Annotated in this window: 23 protein-coding genes and 1 riboswitch; of the genes, 9 read left to right on the forward strand and 14 right to left on the reverse strand. The window is 39.3% G+C overall.

What is annotated here, in order from left to right:
- Positions 1-133 precede the first annotated feature (133 nt).
- Positions 134-631: a tetratricopeptide repeat protein gene (locus tag JNUCC25_RS19580; protein WP_223268976.1), complete on the reverse strand. Its 498-nt coding sequence runs from the start codon at positions 629-631 to the stop codon at positions 134-136.
- 174 nt (positions 632-805) lie between these two features.
- Between JNUCC25_RS19580 and JNUCC25_RS19585 the strand changes: the two genes are divergently transcribed.
- Entirely contained in the window at positions 806-892 is an 87-nt protein-coding gene (locus JNUCC25_RS19585) for a YjcZ family sporulation protein (protein WP_016765201.1), read from the forward strand.
- 188 nt (positions 893-1080) lie between these two features.
- Here JNUCC25_RS19585 and JNUCC25_RS19590 read toward each other — a convergent pair whose 3' ends face one another.
- From JNUCC25_RS19590 to JNUCC25_RS19605, 4 genes are all read right to left on the reverse strand, one after another.
- Positions 1081-1161: a YjcZ family sporulation protein gene (locus JNUCC25_RS19590; RefSeq protein ID WP_078082107.1), complete on the reverse strand. Its 81-nt coding sequence runs from the start codon at positions 1159-1161 to the stop codon at positions 1081-1083.
- Positions 1162-1483: 322 nt separating this feature from the next.
- A complete protein-coding gene (locus JNUCC25_RS19595; protein ID WP_029323798.1) occupies positions 1484-2803 on the reverse strand; it encodes a TrkH family potassium uptake protein in 1320 nt (439 codons plus the stop codon).
- A 3-nt stretch (positions 2804-2806) separates the two neighbouring features.
- Complete coding sequence (locus JNUCC25_RS19600; protein WP_013058591.1) at positions 2807-3466, reverse strand: potassium channel family protein; 660 nt, start codon at positions 3464-3466, stop codon at positions 2807-2809.
- Positions 3467-3590: 124 nt separating this feature from the next.
- Positions 3591-3735: riboswitch (cyclic di-AMP (ydaO/yuaA leader) on the reverse strand.
- Between the two features lie 115 nt (positions 3736-3850).
- Entirely contained in the window at positions 3851-4309 is a 459-nt protein-coding gene (locus JNUCC25_RS19605; protein WP_013084575.1) for a carboxymuconolactone decarboxylase family protein, read from the reverse strand.
- A 120-nt stretch (positions 4310-4429) separates the two neighbouring features.
- Between JNUCC25_RS19605 and JNUCC25_RS19610 the strand changes: the two genes are divergently transcribed.
- The gene (locus tag JNUCC25_RS19610) at positions 4430-4885 is read left to right on the forward strand and encodes an Lrp/AsnC family transcriptional regulator (protein WP_013058593.1); all 456 of its coding nucleotides are present in this window, start codon (positions 4430-4432) and stop codon (positions 4883-4885) included.
- 448 nt (positions 4886-5333) lie between these two features.
- Here the strand turns inward: JNUCC25_RS19610 and JNUCC25_RS19615 are convergent, their stop codons facing one another.
- Positions 5334-6236: a peptidyl-prolyl cis-trans isomerase gene (locus JNUCC25_RS19615; protein ID WP_013058595.1), complete on the reverse strand. Its 903-nt coding sequence runs from the start codon at positions 6234-6236 to the stop codon at positions 5334-5336.
- Positions 6233-7507: a S1C family serine protease gene (locus JNUCC25_RS19620; RefSeq protein ID WP_013058596.1), complete on the reverse strand. Its 1275-nt coding sequence runs from the start codon at positions 7505-7507 to the stop codon at positions 6233-6235. The genes JNUCC25_RS19615 and JNUCC25_RS19620 overlap by 4 nt, the downstream gene beginning before the upstream one ends.
- Positions 7508-7729: 222 nt before the next feature.
- Here JNUCC25_RS19620 and JNUCC25_RS19625 point away from each other — a divergent pair, with 222 nt between their 5' ends.
- Positions 7730-8401, forward strand: coding sequence for a response regulator transcription factor (locus JNUCC25_RS19625; RefSeq protein WP_029323803.1), 672 nt, complete (start codon positions 7730-7732; stop codon positions 8399-8401).
- Positions 8398-9747: a sensor histidine kinase gene (locus JNUCC25_RS19630; RefSeq protein ID WP_013058598.1), complete on the forward strand. Its 1350-nt coding sequence runs from the start codon at positions 8398-8400 to the stop codon at positions 9745-9747. The genes JNUCC25_RS19625 and JNUCC25_RS19630 overlap by 4 nt, the downstream gene beginning before the upstream one ends.
- A 36-nt stretch (positions 9748-9783) precedes the next feature.
- On the opposite strand, the gene JNUCC25_RS19635 is transcribed toward JNUCC25_RS19630, so the two are convergent.
- The gene (locus JNUCC25_RS19635) at positions 9784-10776 is read right to left on the reverse strand and encodes a D-cysteate sulfo-lyase (protein WP_029323805.1); all 993 of its coding nucleotides are present in this window, start codon (positions 10774-10776) and stop codon (positions 9784-9786) included.
- Positions 10777-10926: 150 nt separating this feature from the next.
- On the opposite strand from JNUCC25_RS19635, the gene JNUCC25_RS19640 reads away from it, so the two are divergent.
- The 3 genes from JNUCC25_RS19640 (at position 10927) to JNUCC25_RS19650 (ending at position 13139) form a co-directional block, all read left to right on the forward strand.
- Positions 10927-11445: an acyl-CoA thioesterase gene (locus JNUCC25_RS19640; RefSeq protein WP_064472044.1), complete on the forward strand. Its 519-nt coding sequence runs from the start codon at positions 10927-10929 to the stop codon at positions 11443-11445.
- Between the two features lie 75 nt (positions 11446-11520).
- Positions 11521-12201, forward strand: a complete 681-nt coding sequence (locus tag JNUCC25_RS19645) for a GntR family transcriptional regulator (RefSeq protein ID WP_029323809.1) — start codon at positions 11521-11523, stop codon at positions 12199-12201.
- A complete protein-coding gene (locus tag JNUCC25_RS19650; RefSeq protein ID WP_029323811.1) occupies positions 12198-13139 on the forward strand; it encodes a DMT family transporter in 942 nt (313 codons plus the stop codon). Before JNUCC25_RS19645 ends, JNUCC25_RS19650 begins: the two co-directional genes overlap by 4 nt.
- 41 nt (positions 13140-13180) lie before the next feature.
- Here the strand turns inward: JNUCC25_RS19650 and JNUCC25_RS19655 are convergent, their stop codons facing one another.
- From JNUCC25_RS19655 to JNUCC25_RS19665, 3 genes are all read right to left on the reverse strand, one after another.
- Positions 13181-13759, reverse strand: a complete 579-nt coding sequence (locus tag JNUCC25_RS19655) for a suppressor of fused domain protein (protein WP_013058603.1) — start codon at positions 13757-13759, stop codon at positions 13181-13183.
- A 223-nt stretch (positions 13760-13982) separates the two neighbouring features.
- Entirely contained in the window at positions 13983-15083 is a 1101-nt protein-coding gene (locus JNUCC25_RS19660; protein ID WP_013058604.1) for a M24 family metallopeptidase, read from the reverse strand.
- A gap of 75 nt (positions 15084-15158) precedes the next feature.
- Positions 15159-15833 carry a hypothetical protein gene (locus JNUCC25_RS19665; RefSeq protein ID WP_029323813.1) on the reverse strand — a complete coding sequence of 225 codons (675 nt, stop codon included), beginning with the start codon at positions 15831-15833 and terminating at the stop codon, positions 15159-15161.
- Positions 15834-16370: 537 nt separating this feature from the next.
- Here JNUCC25_RS19665 and JNUCC25_RS19670 point away from each other — a divergent pair.
- Both JNUCC25_RS19670 and JNUCC25_RS19675 read left to right on the forward strand, forming a co-directional pair.
- Entirely contained in the window at positions 16371-17102 is a 732-nt protein-coding gene (locus tag JNUCC25_RS19670; RefSeq protein ID WP_371399888.1) for an LCP family protein, read from the forward strand.
- A gap of 209 nt (positions 17103-17311) precedes the next feature.
- Entirely contained in the window at positions 17312-17680 is a 369-nt protein-coding gene (locus JNUCC25_RS19675; RefSeq protein WP_228540864.1) for a cupin, read from the forward strand.
- 27 nt (positions 17681-17707) lie between these two features.
- Here the strand turns inward: JNUCC25_RS19675 and JNUCC25_RS19680 are convergent, their stop codons facing one another.
- The 3 genes from JNUCC25_RS19680 to JNUCC25_RS19690 all read right to left on the reverse strand — a co-directional run bounded on the left by JNUCC25_RS19680 (position 17708) and on the right by JNUCC25_RS19690 (position 19301).
- Positions 17708-18226 (reverse strand): NAD(P)H-dependent oxidoreductase, encoded by a 519-nt coding sequence (locus tag JNUCC25_RS19680; protein ID WP_013058609.1) that lies wholly within the window; start codon positions 18224-18226, stop codon positions 17708-17710.
- Between the two features lie 139 nt (positions 18227-18365).
- The gene (locus JNUCC25_RS19685; protein ID WP_013058610.1) at positions 18366-19112 is read right to left on the reverse strand and encodes a YwaF family protein; all 747 of its coding nucleotides are present in this window, start codon (positions 19110-19112) and stop codon (positions 18366-18368) included.
- Between the two features lie 18 nt (positions 19113-19130).
- Positions 19131-19301, reverse strand: a complete 171-nt coding sequence (locus JNUCC25_RS19690; protein WP_171843227.1) for a hypothetical protein — start codon at positions 19299-19301, stop codon at positions 19131-19133.
- Between the last annotated feature and the right edge of the window lie 12 nt (positions 19302-19313).

Consider the following 19313-nt stretch of genomic DNA (forward strand, 5'->3'; position numbering starts at 1 on the left):
AGTTAAGAAGTCGTTGGACTTACATGCACTTCTTAAAATTTCTATAAATATTCTTATTGTTATATAAAAAGCAATTCTTTATGAAAATCAGCATATGTTTCCTGAAAACCAAAAATAAAACAGGACTTTTGATTCACCGTCCTGTTTGCAGCATGTCTTCGACTTTTTTAATATCCGCGTGAGTAGGATTGATTTCCCTGGCATAGGCGATTTGTTCTTTCGCTTTTTCCATTTCTTTTAATTGAATATAGGTTTTGGCGAGTTCGAGCGGCAGCATAATCCCTCCAAAACCAAGATCTTGCGCCCGCTGCAAATAAGACAGCGATTTTTCGTAATTCCCTCCAAACATAAGCGGAGTTTCCCGGTATTTTATTCCTCGAACGAAGTGCGCCAAGCTTGAAGATGGATCTAATGTTAATGCCTGATGAAGAGCTCGGTCCATTTCTAAATTCAATACCATTTTTTCAAAAATAATTGATTCTTCGATTTGCTTTGCTAAACAAACTGCTAAGTAACAGTACAAATCAGATGCTTGAGGTTTTTTCTTCATTTCTTGTTGAATTTCGCGTTTGATCTCTTTCCACTTACCCTCTTCTAGCTGATTCATGACGTATTCTACATGTATTCCCACCACTTTGCCCTCCTTTTCCTCTTTATCATAAAGGATTTCTGCACAAATGAAAAAAGTAAGTGTTCTTCATTTTTCTCAAAAGATCGTTACCGTTAAAAAATAGGCAAATTTCTTAATCACTTAACCCAATTAGTACATAGGATATAGAGAATTTTATTAAAGGAGGTTACACATATGGGTGCAAAAGGCGGTTTTGGTTTTTCATTTATCGTTGTTTTATTTATTTTATTAGTAATCGTAGGGTGTTCTTGCTACTATTAATTTCTAAAGAGGATGAACATCATTCATCCTCTTGCGACAAAAAAACCATGCTTTCGCATGGCTACATACCGATTAGATAAATGAGTAGAGGAACTCATTGTTCGGCAATATTGAAGAAATTTTTGGTTTTCACTTCCGCCTAGTATGCCCTTCTTAACAGGGGCTATGCGCAAATAAAGAACTAACATTTAAAAGTGAAAGCCAGACGCACCTACAATAACAAGTAAAACAAATAACACAACGATTAACGCAAAACTTTGTTTTTCCACGTATCATCCCTCACTTCCTGTTATCTGCTTTTAGTGTATGCAACAGCTTGGCAAAATGTTTAGGACAGGGGTGTGGATTTTCATGAGAAAAACCTTCAAATTTCGCTAAAAAAGTGAATCATATTTTTGTTTCTTTCGTTATATATAGTAAGAGATTTTTTACTATAAAAAAGGGGGACCTTTAATGCGCCGACATTCCAAATTGCCCATTGTTCTTGTCTTTGCCTTCTTTTTATTCATCGCAACTGTTTTGTGCGTAACCTCTTATATGTCTTGAATATATAAATAACATAAAAAACCGCCTCCTTGGAGGCGATTTTTCTTACCCTAGCATAATATCTTCGTTTGGGTATCGTACAGCTTCTCTCTTCTGTTTTGATAATGAAAATGCAAGCGTTAATGGCCCCACTTTTCCTAAAAACATGATAAAGATAATAATCACGCGCCCAAAGTACGAAAGTTCAGGAGTGGCTCCCATCGATAAACCTACTGTTCCAAACGCAGAAACAACTTCAAACATAATTTTTACAAACGGCAGGTTTTCCGAAATATTTAACAGGAAAATGGCCCCAAACACAAACATAATTGAAATCATCGTGATGGCTAGCGCCTTAAACACGTGAAGGGGAAGGAGCCTTCTCTTTAGGAGCACAATATCTTCCCTGCTTCGTAAAAATGCCCATACTGAAAAAATAATTACCACAAACGTTGTTAGTTTGATACCGCCTCCCGTTGACGCACTTCCTGCACCAATAAACATTAATAAAACCATTAAAAACACCGTTGCGTCATGCAGGTGAGCTAAATCAATCGTATTAAATCCAGCGGTTCTTGTCGTTACTGCTTGAAAATAAGACGCCCATGCTTTGTCCCCTAATGATAAATTTCCAAGCGTATGTGAATTGCCGTACTCTAAGAAAAAAATAAAAAGCATTGCAGTCACGTTAATCGCAAACGTGCTGATAATCATAATTTTTGAATGCAGCGTTAGTTTTTTGTACGATTTTTTCACCCACATATCAGCAAGGACGGTAAACCCTAACCCGCCAATAATGAACAGAAAAGAAATTGTTATGTTAATAATAGGGTCTCCTACATACTGAACTAAGTTATCAGACAGCAGTCCAAACCCTGCGTTATTAAAAGCAGAAATCGAATGAAACAAGCTAAAGAACAATCCCTTAGACCATCCGAATTCCGGAACCCAGCGTATTGCTAAGAAGATAAGTGCAACAAACTCAATTAAAAATGAAAAGATAAACAGCCTTTTAACTAGCAGCACAACTCCGCCGACGCTCGTCTGATTTAAGGCCTGCTGAACGAGCATACGCTCTTTAAATCCAATTTTTTTACCTAGCATCATAAAAATCAACACGGCAAATGACATAATGCCAAGACCGCCTATTTGAATTAACAGCATAATGATCGTTTGACCGATAACGGTAAAACGTGTACCTGTATCTACGACGGCTAAGCCGGTCACTGTCATAGCGGAAGTAGATGTAAAAAGGGCGTCTACCCACCGGATTGGCTCAGTAGTAGAAAAAGGCATCATCAATAGAAAAGCACCAATAATAATTCCTCCTCCAAAAATAGAGACAAGCAGCTGCGGAGGGGTAAGTTTAATGATTTGTTTTTTCATGAGTTAAACTCCTTCTTCTTCAAAACGGTTCAAATCGCGATTATGTCCGATAACAATCAGCATATCTCCTTGTTCAATTATTTCATGTGCGGTAGGCGAAATAACCATTTCCCCGTCTTTTCGCTGAAAGCCGATAATATTGCAGCCGTACTTGGCACGAATGTTTAAATCAAACAGCGTTTTATTATGAAGTTTCTTAGAGGCGACAATTTCGACAATACTATAATCCTTTGACAGTTCAATGTAATCAATGATTTTTTCTGACACCACGTGATGAGCAATACGCTTAGCGATATCGCGCTCTGGATGAATAACTTTGTCCGCTCCTATTTTTTCGAGCACTTTTTGATGATACATATTCACTGCCTTTACCCATACTTGCTTAACGCCCATATCTTTTAAAAGCATGGTTGCGAGTACGCTTGCTTCGATATCATCTCCAAACGAAATAAGCGCATGATCAACATTGCGGATACCTAGCCCCTTTAAGCTAGCTTCATCAATCGCGTTTGCTTGCACAACATATGTAGCTGAGTTGCTAAATTTATTTACTACCTCTTGATTGCGGTCAATAGCGAGCACATCCACATCCAGATTAGCAAACTCTTCAACCAAACTGCCTCCAAAACGACCTAATCCCAATACAGCAAACTGTTTTTTCATAATGTATTTATTCCTTTCTTCAACTGCTGTGTGTTCTCTTAGCTTATACTTTTTCTAAAAAATTACATCCTTTTCTTAAAAAAAGCGCAAAAAAACACAGGAAGGCTCCTGTGTTTTTCCACACTCTTCCCCCTCAAAACGCTTGCGAAGTTAGCTGTCGGGTTCGGGTTTTAAGAGTAACCCTACCTTTTTAAGGATTCACCCCGGAGCACAATATGTGCGTAAATAATGGGTCCTCCGCTCCGTAATGGATTAAGCGATTTTTATTCAAATGTCTATGATCTATTTTTTAGAATAATCGATTCGATTCATGATGCGTTTCACTTCACGAAAGCTATCTTACTCCTGTGGATTTTGTCTGTCAAGATATTTTTAGGGAAGATCTCACTTGCCCTGCAAGCTGCAAAAATCATATAAATCTAAACTGACAATCATTTTGTGAAATTGATCAAATAAATTAATAACAGCCAAAAGCTCTAACAGCTGCGTATCACTGTAAAATTTCTTTAATTGATTCATATCAGCATCCGTCAACTCCCTTGGACGCACCCGGTATACATCAATAAATCGAAACAGTAATCGATCTTTTTCTTCCAGCTCTTTTTCTCTTAACACTTTTTGATTAAGCGTCTCATCGCCTACATATGACATGCTCATACACGTCTCACAGCCGTTAACACCTGCTAGATAAAGCCTAATTTTTTCCTTAGTCTCTTTTTCTACTATATCGCTGTTCCAAAGCGTGTCGTAAAGCTCATCATACAATCTTTTTACATGCGGAATTAAATTCAATGCTTTTTCAAAATTTGTTCCCTCTTCGTTTGCTAACAAAACTCTTGCCATTTTTTACTCACTCCTTTTTAATTATTATAGTAAGAAAAATGGAAATTTCAGATTACATATAAAACATCTTATCTACTATTACTAATCAAATGAAACGTTAATGAGAAAGAAGGTTTTCAATTGAAAATTGATGAAATTGATTTATCGATTTTGCAGGCGCTGCAGCAAAACAGCCGCCTTTCCTTACGAGAGCTAGGAAAACAAATTAACCTGTCTCCTCCTTCGGTGGCAGAGCGAGTAAGGCAGCTAGAGAGCTTTGGCGTTATAAAAGGATATACGATCGATATTGATTATGAAAAGCTGCATTTGCCTGTGTCGTGTTTTATTGAAGTAACCATGAAAAACGGAGAGCATGAGCGTTTTAAACGATTTATTTCTCAGTATCCCTACGCTTTATTCTGTGAACGAATCGCCGGGCAAGCCTGCTTTATTACAAAGCTTCAGCTTCCTCACCTGCACGTACTCGAACAATTTATTAACGAAATTACACCTTATGCCAAAACGATTTCACACATCGCCCTTTCTCACGTGGAGATGGCTCCTGCATTATTGAGTCATTTAAAAGATGAAAAGTGATTGAAACCTAACGAAAGCGGTCCAATCTAAAAGCGAACAATGGGATCAATAAGCTCGTATGAATCACTTTTGACACCGCTGTTGATTTCTGTGCCAGGCTTCGCTTTCCGCAGGAGTCTTCGCCTTGCCCTCCAATCAACAGCTAGAACCAAATAAATAGATTAAACATACGTTCACCATACTAACGAAAAAATCCGAACGATTCATCGTTCGGATCTTCTTTCCATTAAACTACTTTTGTCCCAGCCTCTTTTATTCGTCCAACAGCATAAAAAATAACCCTCCAAAGCTGGAGGGTATAAATTTTCCGAATAATGAAAGTTTTACAACTTCATTTTATCAGGTGCCGACATTTCTGTCTACTTAAAAATGTAAAAGAGCTCTCTATTAATAGAAAGCTCTTTTACCTGCTTGTTTTTTGAAAACAATCAATCTATATAAAAGGGAACTACCTAAGGTTGAAAGTCACGTGAAACCTTGGCAGTTGATCCTGGATATACCGGTTGATATGATTCAAAACAAGTTCTTTCATCATTTCTTCTTTGACTTCTGATTCCGTTTTTTTATCTTTTTGTTTTAAAATAAGAATATAATAGACTTTACCCATTTTAATGGGCTCACTACTCTCTCCGATGTGCTGTTTTTTTAAAACATCTATAAAAGAGGGAGATAAACTTGAAAGCTTTAGATTATCAGCATTCTCTATTTTGCTCACTGTCTGGACATCAGCATATTTTTTTTGAACGTCCTGAAGCGATGTTCCCTTTTGCAGTTCAGCCGCAGCGGCAGCGGCATCATGTAAAGTGGAAAAAGCCAGCTGCGTAAAAGATACGCGCGTTAGATCGTTTTCAATACGTTTATAGTAAGCAGTTAGTTCATCAGACGTAATTTGTTTACGAAAATATTCTTCTAATTTAAACTGATTCGTTAGCTGGTTGGTTACATCACTGGAACGAATATTTAACACTTCATAACCTTGTTTTCTTGTATCCTCGTCATATGAGCGTTTAATTTGCTTCCACATATCCTCGACTTGTTTTTGTACTTTATCGCTTGTCTTTAGATGCGAAATTAAGATTTTTTGCATAACAAGCTGCCGCAATAACTCTTTGCGGTAGCTCGTATCATTTAGCGGAGCATCTGGATTTAAGAACCCTTCAACGGCTAAAAAACGGTTGAATTCAGCTCCTGTCACCTTGCCTCCCTCATACGCTGCCAGTTCTTTGGTAGAAGATAGCTGACTAATTTCTACAGAAGGAAACATCGTGTTTGAATGCTTCCCTTCGCAGCCGGTTAAAAATCCTAACGCTGTTAATACTGCTAGCAGCAGCTTTAACGGTGTTGAACTCATCCATTGTTATCCTGCTGCTCTGAAAGCTTCAGAGAAATAGTTTGTTTTTTTCCATTTCGATACACGTCTAATTTTACCGTGTCTCCTACTTTACGTTTTGTGTATAGATATTGACGTAAATCACTGGATGTTTTGACTTCATTTCCATCGATGGCAACAATCACGTCTTTTGATTGTAAACCTGCATCAGAAGCAGAAGAGAATGGTTCAACCGTCGTTACGACAACTCCTTCAGACGTATCGCTGGTTAGGCCTAGCTGGTTTTGTTTTGTTGCAGCTGAAAGCTGACCTACATCTTGAAGACCTACCCCCATATATGGACGCGTTATTTTTCCGTTTTTCATCAGCTGTTCAATCGTCGGCTGCACTTCATCACTTGGAAGAGCAAAGCCGATGCCTTCTACATTGTCTTCTGAAATTTTCATACTGTTGATACCGACTACTTCACCGGAAGAATTGATCAAGGCACCGCCGCTGTTTCCTGGATTAATCGCCGCATCCGTTTGAATTGCATCTACGTTCCAATTTTCTGAAATAGGGACAGAGCGTTTTGCTGCGCTCACGATACCTTGTGTGACCGTACGAGAAAATTGTTCACCAAGAGGATTTCCGATTGCAAGCACCGTTTCACCCGCTACTAAATCCGATGATTTCCCGAACTTCGCCACTTGTTCAACATTTTTGTCAGACATCTCAAGCACCGCTAAATCCGTTAGCGCATCAGCTCCGACAATCTTAGCTTTTTCTTTTTGTCCGTTTGAAAGTGACACTTCTACTTCGCTGGCGCCGTCAATAACATGGTTATTGGTCACAACGTATGCTTTTCCATTTTCTTTTTTGAAAATAACACCGGAACCCGTTCCTGCTTCTTGCGTTTGGGTATCTCCAGAAAATGGATTTGTTTGCTGTTGAATATTGTTCACGCCTACAACAGCAGCTGATACTTTATTTACAACTGAAACAAGATCTGACTGATTCACGGTTGTGCTTACTGTTCGAGGCGTGGTGCTCGTTGTTGTTGCGGTTTGAGTCTGCGTTGTTTGATTCGCTGTTTGCGTATCAGCTGAATCTATTAATCCCAGCTGCGGAGCACCGTATAGCACAATTCCTCCCCCTAGCACTGCTCCGGCGATAGAAGATGCAATCACTGGAAATAAGCGTCTTCTTGGAGGCTGTGATGATGACGCAGGCTGATACTGATCATAGCGCTGCTGGCGGTTTTCATATTCTTCTTTTCGTTCTTGCTCTCTTTCATAATCACGTGGATCCATGAAAAACACTCCTTTTAACGTAGCAAATTTTATGTTATCTATACTATAAAATAAAAGTTTGGGATAAGTATCAAAACAATGTGTGAAATTGTGAAAAATTTCTTTATAACAGCAAACACGTAGTATAATAGCGGGTACATAGACCTTTAAAGAAACGCGCATATATGGCGTAATATGCTTTATTTACCTTAATTTTCATATATTCAGAGGAAGGTGTCAAATTTGAGCTTTACACTATATTTAGTAGAGGATGAACAAAATTTAAACGAAGTTTTAACCCTTTACCTTCAAAAAGAAGGCTGGGACGTTCACACATTTTTTAACGGCACGGACGCCAAAGAAATGATTGCAACTCCTCCGCATCTGTGGATTTTAGATATTATGCTGCCTGACATTGACGGGTATCAGCTCATTCGCGAAATCAAGCAGCAAACGCCACATGTGCCTGTTATTTTCATCTCAGCCCGCGATGCCGATATTGACCGGGTTCTTGGGCTTGAAATGGGCAGCGACGACTATTTATCAAAGCCTTTTTTGCCTCGTGAACTAGTTATTCGAGCAAACAAACTGCTAAACCGCGTATATGGTTCCAATCAAAAGAAAACCGATACCATTACGCTGACTCCTTATGAAATCGATTTACATACCCGTACGGTCAGTGAAAATGGAAAGCCGATTGATTTAACGTCTAAAGAATTTGATTTTCTTGTCACTATCTCAAAAGACCTTGGACAGGCTTTTTCACGGGAGCAGCTGCTGAATCTCATTTGGGGAGAAGATTATTTCGGCACAGACCGAGTGGTGGATGATTTAGTAAGGCGCGTGCGTAAAAAAATGCCGCAAGCACGAATTGAAACGATTTACGGATACGGATACCGGATGATGAAAGCATGAAAAACAAGTCGCTTGCATTTCAAATTTGGCTCGTCATCTCCGGTATTTTACTGCTTATTTCAATTTTGCTCGCTATTTTATTCCCAACGACGCTCAGGCAGTTCTTCACAAATGAAATTTATACCACTATTGAAAATGAACAGCATATTTTAAAAGAATACGGCTTGCCAAGCCGCTCAGGTGAATACTACTTTAGCAATGAAGACAGTGAACCAACACTTGGCAATCGAACCGTGGATCATATTTTATTGCCTGAACATGCGGATATCTCTTATTTTTCATCACGGGTGTTGCCTCAAGACTTTTTGAGAAAAGCACAGGAAGATGCAATCAGTCAGCGGAAAATCGTCGCTCGCTATGAAAAAGATCTCGGCAACCGGACGCTTTTTTATGTAATTCGAAAAGTAAGCGTAAACGGACAGCCTGCTTTTTTGCTTTCATTTTCGTGGGATACGTATCGCAACGCGCTCACTTCTACTCTGTTTAAACAGCTGCTTTTTGTAATTTCAATTGTATTTCTATTCAGCTGGCTTCCATCTATTTGGCTATCAAGATATTTAAGCAAGCCGCTTGTATCGCTTGAAAAAGATGTAAAAAAAATTGCCGAACAAAATTGGCATGAGCCCGTTACAGTCAACCGTTCCGATGAAATTGGCAAGCTAGGCGCCTCGATCGAGCAAATGCGCAAAAGGCTCGTATCTAAAGATGAAGCACAGCAAACGCTGCTTCAAAATATTTCACATGATTTAAAAACACCGGTTATGGTTATTCAAAGCTACGCTCAGTCGATTCAAGACGGCATTTATCCAAAAGGTGATTTATCTCAAACGGTAAAAGTTATTGAGGATGAATCTAAAAATCTTGAGAAAAAAATCCGCGATTTGCTTTACTTAACCAAGCTTGACTATATGTCCACTCATCAGCTTGCACAAGATGACTTTGATTTTACTGCACTTCTTCATGAAGTAGTGGATCGCTTGCGGTGGAGGCGCCCTGAAATACAGTGGGAATTTGACGACGCAAACGCAACAATTAAAGGAGACAAAGAGCTATGGACAAAAGTTCTTGAAAATGTACTCGACAATCAGCTGCGCTATGCCGAGACGAAGGTTTCACTTTCACTTGCTAAACACCAAACGAACGTTCAATGTACAATCAGCAACGATGGTCCGCCGATTGATCAAAGCGTGCTTCAACACTTGTTTGAACCGTTTAAAAAAGGAGCAAACGGTGAATTCGGTATTGGCTTAAGCATTGTAAAGCGTATTGTTACGATGCACGATGGAGCAATTACGGCTGAAAATACAGACACCGGAGTAACGTTTTCACTTACTATTCCTATATAAACTAAAAAAGCAAGGGAGTCGAATCCCTTGCTTTTTTTATGAAAAAAATGATGTATAGGCATAAAGAGCCGGTGAACCGCCTGAGTGGACGAACACTACATTTTCATCCTTATTAAAATAACCTTTTCGAATTAAATCAATTAGACCAGCCATCGCTTTTCCTGTATACACAGGATCCAATAAAATCCCTTCCGTACTGGCCACAAGTTTGACTGCTTCCACCATCTCTTCTGTCGGAACAGCATACCCTGGACCTACGTATTCATCCATACACACAATCTCTTCTTTTTTAAAAGGCGTTTTACTATGCAAATGATCATAAAGTTCACTCGTCAGCTTAGCAACTTTTACTTCTTGCTCTTCTTTAGCACGACTGACATTCATTCCAATAACAGATACGTCACTTTGAAGACCTTGAAAGCCTGCCACTAATCCTGCGTGCATGCCTCCGCTGCCGCTTGTGCAAACCACGTGGCTAAGCTTTATTTGCTGCTCATAGCTTTGCATAAGCAGCTCTTGTGCACAGGCAGCGTATCCGGTTGCACCGATAACATTCGAACCTCCTACTGGAATTAAATAAGGCTTATGACCTTTTTCAATTAGCTCTCGCTCTACTTTTTTCATTTCCGCTGTCAAATCAGAACCTTCAGCGACAAACCGCATGTCATGAGCGCCTAATAAATGATAAAGAAAATAGTTTCCTGTTGGCTGATCGCTTGCTTTATTTTCCCCTTCTTCCAGTACGAGCACGCATTTCATTTGCTCTTTTACAGCCGCAGCGAGCGTCAAACGACAGTGATTGGATTGTATCGCACCGCACGTTACAAGCACGTCTGCTCCTTGCGCCTTTGCATCAGCTACTAAATATTCAAGCTTGCGCGTCTTATTTCCGCCCTCTGTCAGTCCAAGCATATCATCGCGCTTCATATAAATTGAAGGTCCATTTAACTGCTGAGATAAAACCGATAGCTTTTCTAAAGGTGTAGGGGAATCCGTATATTTTCTTCTAGAAAATTGAGTTAAGTTCATGCTCTCATCCTCTCTTTCATATTTGTTCTATTTTACCATATAGAAGCTTTTGAAGAGCTTTTTACGAAAAGGCTTTCTATAACTTGTATACATAAGAACAAGTAGTCAACATACATTAAACCATATAAACAGTTTGAAGGAGTGTTTTCAATGAGTGAAAAAGCAGTACTTTGCAGCGTCTCACGAGTAGTCAAATCACAGCACATTTTTCCAAATGACCTAAATAATCACCACACCCTTTTTGGGGGGAAAATTGTCGCTGACATGGACATGACGGCTTCTCTTTCAGCAGCTAAACATTCCCGAAAGTCGTGTGTTACGGCTTCCATTGATCACGTTGACTTTATCGAACCCGTCACCGAAGAAGATTTTATTTCATATGAAGCATTCGTTGTTGTTACAGGAAAAAGCTCTATGATTATTTTTGTTAAAGTGATTGCCGAAAATTTGTTAACGGGCATTAAGCGTATTGCAGCTACTTCTTTTCTTACCTTTGTTGCATTAGAAAACGGGAAACCTGCCCCCGTTCCTCAAGTTATTGCTCAAACTGAAGAAGAAAAAAGTCTTCAAAAAGTAGCTCTTGAACGAAAAGAGTCCAAAAGAACGCAGGTTGAGCACAGCAAAGCGATTGCGAGCATTTTATCTAAATCTTTGCGCAGCAGTAATTAAGCTCTTCATCTAAAAAGCAGCTGTCTGCTTTTTAGACGAAGTTTTTTTAGTTTTCACATTGTTATTTAATGTAATATGCGATATATTGGTTTTATGAAAAATAACATTCAACCTCTCAAACGACTTTCTTTAAGAGAAGAAGTCTATCAAACACTTAAACATAATATTGTCATGCTTGAATTTCAGCCGGAACAAAAGCTTCAGGATAAAGAACTGGCTGAGCAATTTGGAGTTAGCCGCACTCCTGTTCGAGAAGCATTAAAAAGACTTGAAGATGAAGGCCTTGTCCAAACGGCACCTGGCTCTTCTACAAAAGTGGCTCCATTAAACCTTGAGGAGGCAAAACAATCTTTTATTGTCGTCGCAGCTCTTCATGCACTTGCTGCTAAGCTGGCTTGTACTTCGTTACAAGAAGAAGATATGGGCGAACTAATCAAACACAATCAATCTCTAGAACATGCAATCAAAACAAGAAATGTCCTTAAAGCGATTGAAGCGGATGAAGCATTTCATTCCGTCTTTTTAAGACGGGCGAACAATATAGAGCTAGAGCGTGTTGTAAAACAAACAAGCGCCAAAATCCAGCGTTTAGAAATAGCTCGCTTTTCTTCTCTTTCTAGTCTTGCTTCCGTTGATCAGCACAAAGAAATCATAAACGCTTGTCGTCAAAAAGATGCCGCACTGACAACGCAGCTTGTCGAAACGAACTGGCTGACGCTAGGTGAAGCGCTGACAAGTGAGGAGGAATCCAAGTGAAGCCTCTTTTATTAGGCATTGCTGCATCATTCTTTTTTGCTTTTACATTCGTTTTAAATCGAGCGATGGATTTATCCGGAGGCAGCTGGGCGTGGAGCGCGTCGCTGCGCTATTTTTTTATGGTACCTCTTTTGCTTGTGCTCGTTTATTTTTGGGGTGGTATTAAACCTGTGGTGGCAGAAATAAAAGCCCAGCCGCAAAAATGGCTGCTTTGGAGCACGGTTGGATTTGGCTTATTTTACGCTCCTCTTTGTTTTGCTTCAGCCTACGGTCCCGGCTGGCTTATTGCAGGAACTTGGCAAATCACAATTTTATCGGGGTCTCTCCTAGCTCCTTTGTTTTACAAAGAAGGAAAGAAGCGAGGAGGCATTCCTTTCAAGCAGCTAGGTTTTTCGTTTATTATTTTAATAGGAGTTGTGCTCATGCAGCTTGAGCATGCGACTGAACTGTCGGCCGCTACTGCCTTGCTTTGTACCATTCCCATTTTGATTGCCTCTTTTGCGTACCCGCTTGGCAACCGTAAAATGATGGAGGTGTCGTCACTTAATACGTTTCAGCGCGTGCTTGGAATGACGCTTTCAAGCCTGCCGTTTTGGATTATTCTTTCTGTCTATGCCTACGTGACCGATGGACTACCAAAAACAACTCAGATTTATCAAAGCAGTTTAGTTGCTTTACTTTCAGGAGTATGTGCAACAGTTTTATTTTTTGCAGCAACCGACCTTGTTAAAAAAGATTCTCAAAAGTTAGGTGCAGTTGAAGCTACACAATCGATGGAAGTTTTATTTGCACTGCTAGGAGAGGTCTTCCTTCTATCAAGTCCTTTGCCATCGATTCTTTCTTGGGTTGGAATGGGAGTTATCATAGCAGGCATGGTGCTTCACAGCTACCAAACGAGTCATAAAAAAGCTATACCGCAAAAAGAATTGACCTACTAATCAATAACAAAAAAGAGCGTCTCAGTCGGCGCTCTTTTTGTTTATACAACAGATCTTCTTTCTAAATTGAAGACATTCACCTGCTCAGCATCAAAGCGGCTTAGCAACGAATCTACCCCGTACTCAAGTGCAAAAGCACGTTCATTTTCTGAAATCGGAACGGCCTGCAGGAACGCTACTTTTTTATCAGATAGTTCAATCGTTGAAAAATTATCCCATAAAAACGGCGGAATCAGCAAAATGTGCTGCATATGAAAGCTGTCATCAAGGACTGCAATAACGTCTTTATAAATAGCTCCTGGGAAGATGGACACATGAGATTTCATCATATGGAAAATACAGTTTGCTAAAATAGCAGAATAAATACCGAATTCCTCATGACAAGCCCCAACGATTTCAATTCGAAGCGGGATCCCTCCAACTGTATAGCCTGTCGGACATTGATGTCCACCGAGCGTTGCATACGCGGTTACGTCTTGACGCGGATGGTTTTCACACGCCACAACGTGAATACCATGCTTTTTTCTTTCATCTGAATAATCTTCAATTCGATCCTTTTGACCAAATACATCTATTGCTTTATGTATAATTAATTCTTCATCTTTTGTAAAATTACTCATAAAAAACCTCCTTGCTTGCGACCTTAAAAAGCTCCCTACTGTACAGCATATACTACTGCACTCGCTTACGATATAGTTTTTAGAAAATGTGATAGAAATGTTATCGTTTCGTAACATACTATGAAATTGTACCAAGAAGCAAATAAGAAACCTTAACCAATTTTTTCTTTTCCCATAAAAAATAGAGCCTGCACCATGGCAGCCTCTATTTTTTATGACATTATTATGAAATAATTTGTAATTCTTTTGGGTACTTCGTTAACGTTTCGTATCCATCTTTTGTAATGATTACATCATCTTCGATACGCACGCCTCCGAGTCCTGGAATATAGATACCCGGTTCAATTGTATATACCATGCCTTCTTGAAGCACATCATCATTGTTGCGGCTCATTGAAGGAAACTCATGCACGCTGATGCCAAGACCATGACCAAGACGATGCAAGAAATACTCTCCATACCCTGCTTCTGTAATAATATTGCGTGCTACCATGTCCAAGTCGCCAATGCGAGTGCCGGGCTTGGAAGCTTCAAGAGCTGCCTGCTCGGCGCGCTGTACCGTTTCATAGATTTCTTTTTGCTTATCATTAATGGACTTGTAAGCGACTGTACGCGTAATATCTGAACAGTATCCGTCTAGCACTACACCTAAATCGAACAGAACCATATCTCCTGGCTTTAACGTGCGAAGACCTGGGTTCCCGTGCGCTTCTCCCGTTTTTTCACCAAATAAAACCATCGTTGAAAACGACATCTCACGAATTCCTTTTCGCTTTAGCTCGTATTCAATTTTAGCCAGAACATCCATTTCCGTAACGCCTTCTTTTAAAGCAGCTACGCCTACTTCTACACCAAAATCAGCTAAGGCAGCTGCCTTTTGCAGAATCTCAACTTCACGCTCATCTTTAATTAAACGCAGCTGATTTAACTTCTCTTCTGCTCCGACTAGCTCAGCGTTTGGATATAGGCTAAGCAGTTCTTCGGCTCTCGCATACAGCAGCTGCTCTTTCTCTACAGCAACCTTTTTCACATCTATTACGTTTCGTTTATGTAAAGCTTCTTTAATAAGTTCCCAAGGATTTTGATGGTCTTCATATCCAATCACATCAAACTTCCAGCCGGCTTCTTTTGCTTGTCCCACTTCCATTGATGGACAAACAAGCATCGGCTCCGCTTCGGTAAACACAAATAAGCCAAGCAAACGCTCATGCGGATCCGTGTGAAATCCAGTTAAATAAAATACGTTTTCGGTTGACGAAATAAAGGCCGTTTCTACATTCTTTTCTTCTAGCCACGATACGACTTTTTGTAAACGTGCTTCCATTAAAAAAACCCCTTTCATTGTGCAATATTACTATTATAACATAGTTATTTAGCAATATTGTACAATGAATAGAGGTTAAGACAAAGCCGCGTGAAGAGTAGTAAGCTGCTCTTTAATCGCTTTTCGCTGAATACTTACTTTCATCAGCCAGCCATTTTCTCCGTATCTATAAATAAATTCGTACGTACCTTTAGGAAAATATTCTTTTACCAGCATGTCTCGGTTTTCAACAAATCCGGGATCGCCAATAAAATAGATACCTTCTTCAAGCGGAAGCTCATGAACTTTTTTTTCTAGCTGCTTCTCTTCGTCTTCGTCATCATCTATCACAATGTGCAGACCGCCTTCATCACGAACAACATCAAATTCACCGTTTTGTTCAAGCTCAAGCACCGGCACCACTTGTCCATTTACCGTTAACAGCTGCTTCGTTCCTTCAAGGACCTGGGACCAGTGATCATCGTATAAAGTAGAAGAATAAAAAATATAGCCCTGAGATTTATATAATAAAAGCAGCTGTTCAAAATGATTTTTTACTTGTTCTTTATCAAACAGAATAACAAAATGCTTTCGATAGAAAAAACTTGTAAAAGGCAGAATAGACGATTGATTAAGCTCTTTAATTATTTCAGCACTATCTTTACCTGAAATAATAGCTCCGGTCAATTCCCCCGCGCCATAAGGTTTCCAATGACTTAACGCCGCTTCTGGAATCAGCACAAGGTTCGAAGATGACACATATATACTCATTCGCTTCACTCCTTTTTTCTACATTTAGACCTATATTTGATTCTCCACAAACAGAGACTTTCCTCTTATTCCATTCTTAAAAGACAGAACTTTTTCCCTAACTATGATAGATTATAACAAATCTCCTCGAAAAAAATAACCTTTATTTCCTCTTTCTTCTATTTGTACACTTCTCTTATTTTAGCTGTCTTCACAGATTTACTAGTGAACGTACTTGCTAATCTAATTCCTTAGTGTTAATTTTATTATGTCGTTTTATAATTTTTTGCATAATTGGTTTCAAACAAAAAAGTATTAATATTTTTGAATGCGATGGTGAGACATTTGGAAGAACGTACAGAACGTAAACAACATAAAAGAAAAAAGCAAAGAAAAAAGAAACGCTTTAGAAAGCTACTTCTTTTCTTTCTCATTCTTGTAATCGCCGCTGGTGCGTATGTGTATTATCAATACCAACAAGGGTTAGCAGAAGCAGACGGAGCTTTTGGGAAAGATGGACAATTTGATTTTAATGGTGCAAGTGCCAATTTAGATAGCATGAATGTGCTGCTTCTTGGAATTGACTCTCGAGGTGAAGAACATTCGCGTGCCGATACAATCATGATTGCTCATTATGACAAAGACAGCAATCAGCCTAAAATTGTTTCTTTGATGCGTGATTCATATGTGGATATTCCCGGACATGGCAAAAACAAATTAAATTCAGCCTATGCATTTGGCGGTCCCGAATTAATGCGTAAGACAATTAAAGAAAATTTCGGCATAGATGTAAACTATTATGCCGTTGTTGATTTTAAAGGTTTTTCTAAAGTTGCCGATACGATTGCCCCTGAGGGAATTACGGTTACCGTGCCGCACGAAATGTCATCAGGAATTGGCATGACGCTAAAACCTGGAAAACAAACTCTTCACGGAGATAAATTACTAGGATACGTGCGATTCCGACATGATAGCCAAAGTGATTTCGGGCGCGTGAAGCGTCAACAAGAAGTGATCGGTAAATTAATGGATGAAGCTCTTCAAGTAAAGACGCTGGCGAAAGCTCCTAAGCTATGGGGAGTCATTGATCCATATGTGGATACAAATATTCCGCCAAAAACATTTATTGTGATAGGAAAAGATTTTTTAGTTGGAAATCAGCCAGATTTAAAATCTCTTCGTTTACCGGTTGAAGGTTCCTATTCAAACGAACGAATATCCGGTATTGGTGCTGTTTTAAGCATCGACCTTGAAGAAAACAAACAAGCGTTACAATCATTTTTAAATTAGGAAAAGGTGTCCATTAGCGGACACCTTTTTTATACTATTCAAAAAAACTTCTGTTTTTCCTCCCTATCCTTCAAAAAATTTTCAGCTTCGACAAAAAATGAAGCCATTTTCCTAGAAACAGCCGTTTCTTTGGAGTTCTATTTTTGCTGTTACATGCGTATATGAAAGGAGAAGGACTTCTTTTTATATTTTTTAGCTAAGGAGATGAAATGATGAAATTATATGGTTTTCAAGCTGAAGAAGAGCGTTCCTTTCTTCATTCTACCTATAAAGTAAACCCATTACTTTCTCATACTGGAGATGTCAAAATCAGCTTTTTATCTTTTCAAGAAAATGATTATACCCCTCGTCAAGAAGCTACGATTCCACAGCTTCTTTTAGTCGTTCACGGGGAAGGCTGGGTAGCTGGCGATAACGGACTGAAAATTTATATCAAACAAGGTGAATCAGCATTTTGGAGAGCCGGGGAATCTTTTGAAGTCGGGAGTCTAACGGCTATGACAGGACTACTAATTGAAGGATTAGATATCGCTCCTCAAAAGCTGCTTACTTCTTTCTCACGAACAAACGCAAATTAAAAAGCCGCTGTGACGCGGCTTTTTTTATTATCTTAGTAATCGAGCGTAGCTTTCTGCACTATCTTGAATAACTTTGTCACTCAGATCACCGCCTGCTCCTTGAAATAAAAATGGCGTTTGAAACTTCATACCTGTTAAATTTGCCATAGCTTGAAAAGGAAGAAGCAGATGATTCATTGGGTAACGGTTGTATCCCCCTTCTTGATAAGCTTCTGCAGGGCCCCCTGTCGAAGTAGCTACGACAAACTCTTTTCCCTGAAGTTTAGTACCTTTGCTTCCATAAGCCCAGCCGTATGTTAAGACAACATCTTGCCACTCTTTTAAGAGTGCTGGTGAGCTGTACCAGTAAAATGGAAATTGAAAAACAATACGATCGAATTGAACAGCTAACTCCTGCTCTTTTTCTACATCAATTTTGAAATCGGGATAGTTTGCGTATAAATCATGAACGTACACATTCTCTTCTTTTTTCACTCGCTCTGCCCACGCTTTATTAATACGAGAAGATGCTAAGCTTGGATGCGCTAAAATAACCAGTGTTTTCATTTTGATACTCTCCTTCTGATATTTGTGCTTGCTTTATTCTTTTCTATTTTTATGCTTGCCTCTAACGGCTTGTTCAGTCATTCTTTCCTTTTCCTTCAGAAAATCTGAGTTAGTTTACACTTATAAACTACCAGTATTATCATTCTGCTTCAATAAAATTGACTTTGTTTTTATCACCTTTAATTTTTTTATGTACCCAAAACGGCAGATAAAGGACAAGAAAGCTAAGAATCATGATTCCTTCAATCCATACTAAATACCAAGGATGAGGTCCAAGAACATCCAGTAAGGAAGCGTGCTCTGGCTTTTTCATCATATATAAATAATTCGCCCCGAGTAAACGATTCATAGCATAGATAAAACCTCCGTACAGATTAACAGATACTACGCTTACCCATAAAGAACGAAACGTCGGCTCATATCTGCAGACAGCAATTAGCATACAGCAAGCAAGTACCACACCGCCATGCGATACATAAAACTGCACATAGCGAAACTGGGCATACGCATAGCCGCCAAGGTCCGGGGTAATCATCGCTTGAACAGAGCTGCTGATTCCTGCGAAGTACACAAAATAAAAAAGAAGCCTGCTTTTGGTTATCAGCATAACAGCAGCCAGCAGCACGACTATATCGCTGAGCTGAAGAGGCAAGGAAGTTTCAGCGGACCACTGATGGCAGCTGATTTCCCAAGCCTGGTAGGCTGTTTCTGAAGCAATTAGAATCAGTGAAAGCAAAATGAACACAAACATCTTTTTTCGCAGCTGCTTTCGACACAAAAAAATAAATGCTCCTATGATCACGATAATAGCTAAAGTTACAAGATGTTCAACTGAAAAAAGCTGAAAGGAATGTTGTACAGGATGACACGTAAAAAATGAATTCATAAAAGCGCCTCCCTTCCATCAGAAAACAAATTCGGTACCTTTAGCTTGTTCATAAGGCCTCATTTTCATTAATGCTTCTCCCACATTAAAAAGAGATTGAGACATAACGAAATCACGCCAATCTAAAGACGGACGAATGGAGTAAATAATCAAGTATGGATCACTTCTTGCACCGCAGTTGATTTCCATGCAAGGCTTCGC

The organism is Priestia sp. JNUCC 25 (genome assembly GCF_053667915.1).

Excerpts from the sequence above, each read along its gene's own strand:
- JNUCC25_RS19585 (WP_016765201.1), top strand. The coding sequence starts at position 806 with ATGGGTGCAAAAGGCGGTTTTGGTTTTTCATTTATCGTTGTTTTATTT.
- JNUCC25_RS19595 (WP_029323798.1), bottom strand. The coding sequence starts at position 2,803 with ATGAAAAAACAAATCATTAAACTTACCCCTCCGCAGCTGCTTGTCTCT.
- JNUCC25_RS19600 (WP_013058591.1), bottom strand. The coding sequence starts at position 3,466 with ATGAAAAAACAGTTTGCTGTATTGGGATTAGGTCGTTTTGGAGGCAGT.
- JNUCC25_RS19605 (WP_013084575.1), bottom strand. The coding sequence starts at position 4,309 with ATGGCAAGAGTTTTGTTAGCAAACGAAGAGGGAACAAATTTTGAAAAA.
- JNUCC25_RS19615 (WP_013058595.1), bottom strand. The coding sequence starts at position 6,236 with ATGAGTTCAACACCGTTAAAGCTGCTGCTAGCAGTATTAACAGCGTTA.
- JNUCC25_RS19620 (WP_013058596.1), bottom strand. The coding sequence starts at position 7,507 with ATGGATCCACGTGATTATGAAAGAGAGCAAGAACGAAAAGAAGAATAT.
- JNUCC25_RS19630 (WP_013058598.1), top strand. The coding sequence starts at position 8,398 with ATGAAAAACAAGTCGCTTGCATTTCAAATTTGGCTCGTCATCTCCGGT.
- JNUCC25_RS19635 (WP_029323805.1), bottom strand. The coding sequence starts at position 10,776 with ATGAACTTAACTCAATTTTCTAGAAGAAAATATACGGATTCCCCTACA.
- JNUCC25_RS19640 (WP_064472044.1), top strand. The coding sequence starts at position 10,927 with ATGAGTGAAAAAGCAGTACTTTGCAGCGTCTCACGAGTAGTCAAATCA.
- JNUCC25_RS19645 (WP_029323809.1), top strand. The coding sequence starts at position 11,521 with ATGCGATATATTGGTTTTATGAAAAATAACATTCAACCTCTCAAACGA.
- JNUCC25_RS19655 (WP_013058603.1), bottom strand. The coding sequence starts at position 13,759 with ATGAGTAATTTTACAAAAGATGAAGAATTAATTATACATAAAGCAATA.
- JNUCC25_RS19660 (WP_013058604.1), bottom strand. The coding sequence starts at position 15,083 with ATGGAAGCACGTTTACAAAAAGTCGTATCGTGGCTAGAAGAAAAGAAT.
- JNUCC25_RS19665 (WP_029323813.1), bottom strand. The coding sequence starts at position 15,833 with ATGAGTATATATGTGTCATCTTCGAACCTTGTGCTGATTCCAGAAGCG.
- JNUCC25_RS19670 (WP_371399888.1), top strand. The coding sequence starts at position 16,371 with ATGAATGTGCTGCTTCTTGGAATTGACTCTCGAGGTGAAGAACATTCG.
- JNUCC25_RS19675 (WP_228540864.1), top strand. The coding sequence starts at position 17,312 with ATGATGAAATTATATGGTTTTCAAGCTGAAGAAGAGCGTTCCTTTCTT.
- JNUCC25_RS19680 (WP_013058609.1), bottom strand. The coding sequence starts at position 18,226 with ATGAAAACACTGGTTATTTTAGCGCATCCAAGCTTAGCATCTTCTCGT.
- JNUCC25_RS19685 (WP_013058610.1), bottom strand. The coding sequence starts at position 19,112 with ATGAATTCATTTTTTACGTGTCATCCTGTACAACATTCCTTTCAGCTT.
- JNUCC25_RS19690 (WP_171843227.1), bottom strand. The coding sequence starts at position 19,301 with ATGGAAATCAACTGCGGTGCAAGAAGTGATCCATACTTGATTATTTAC.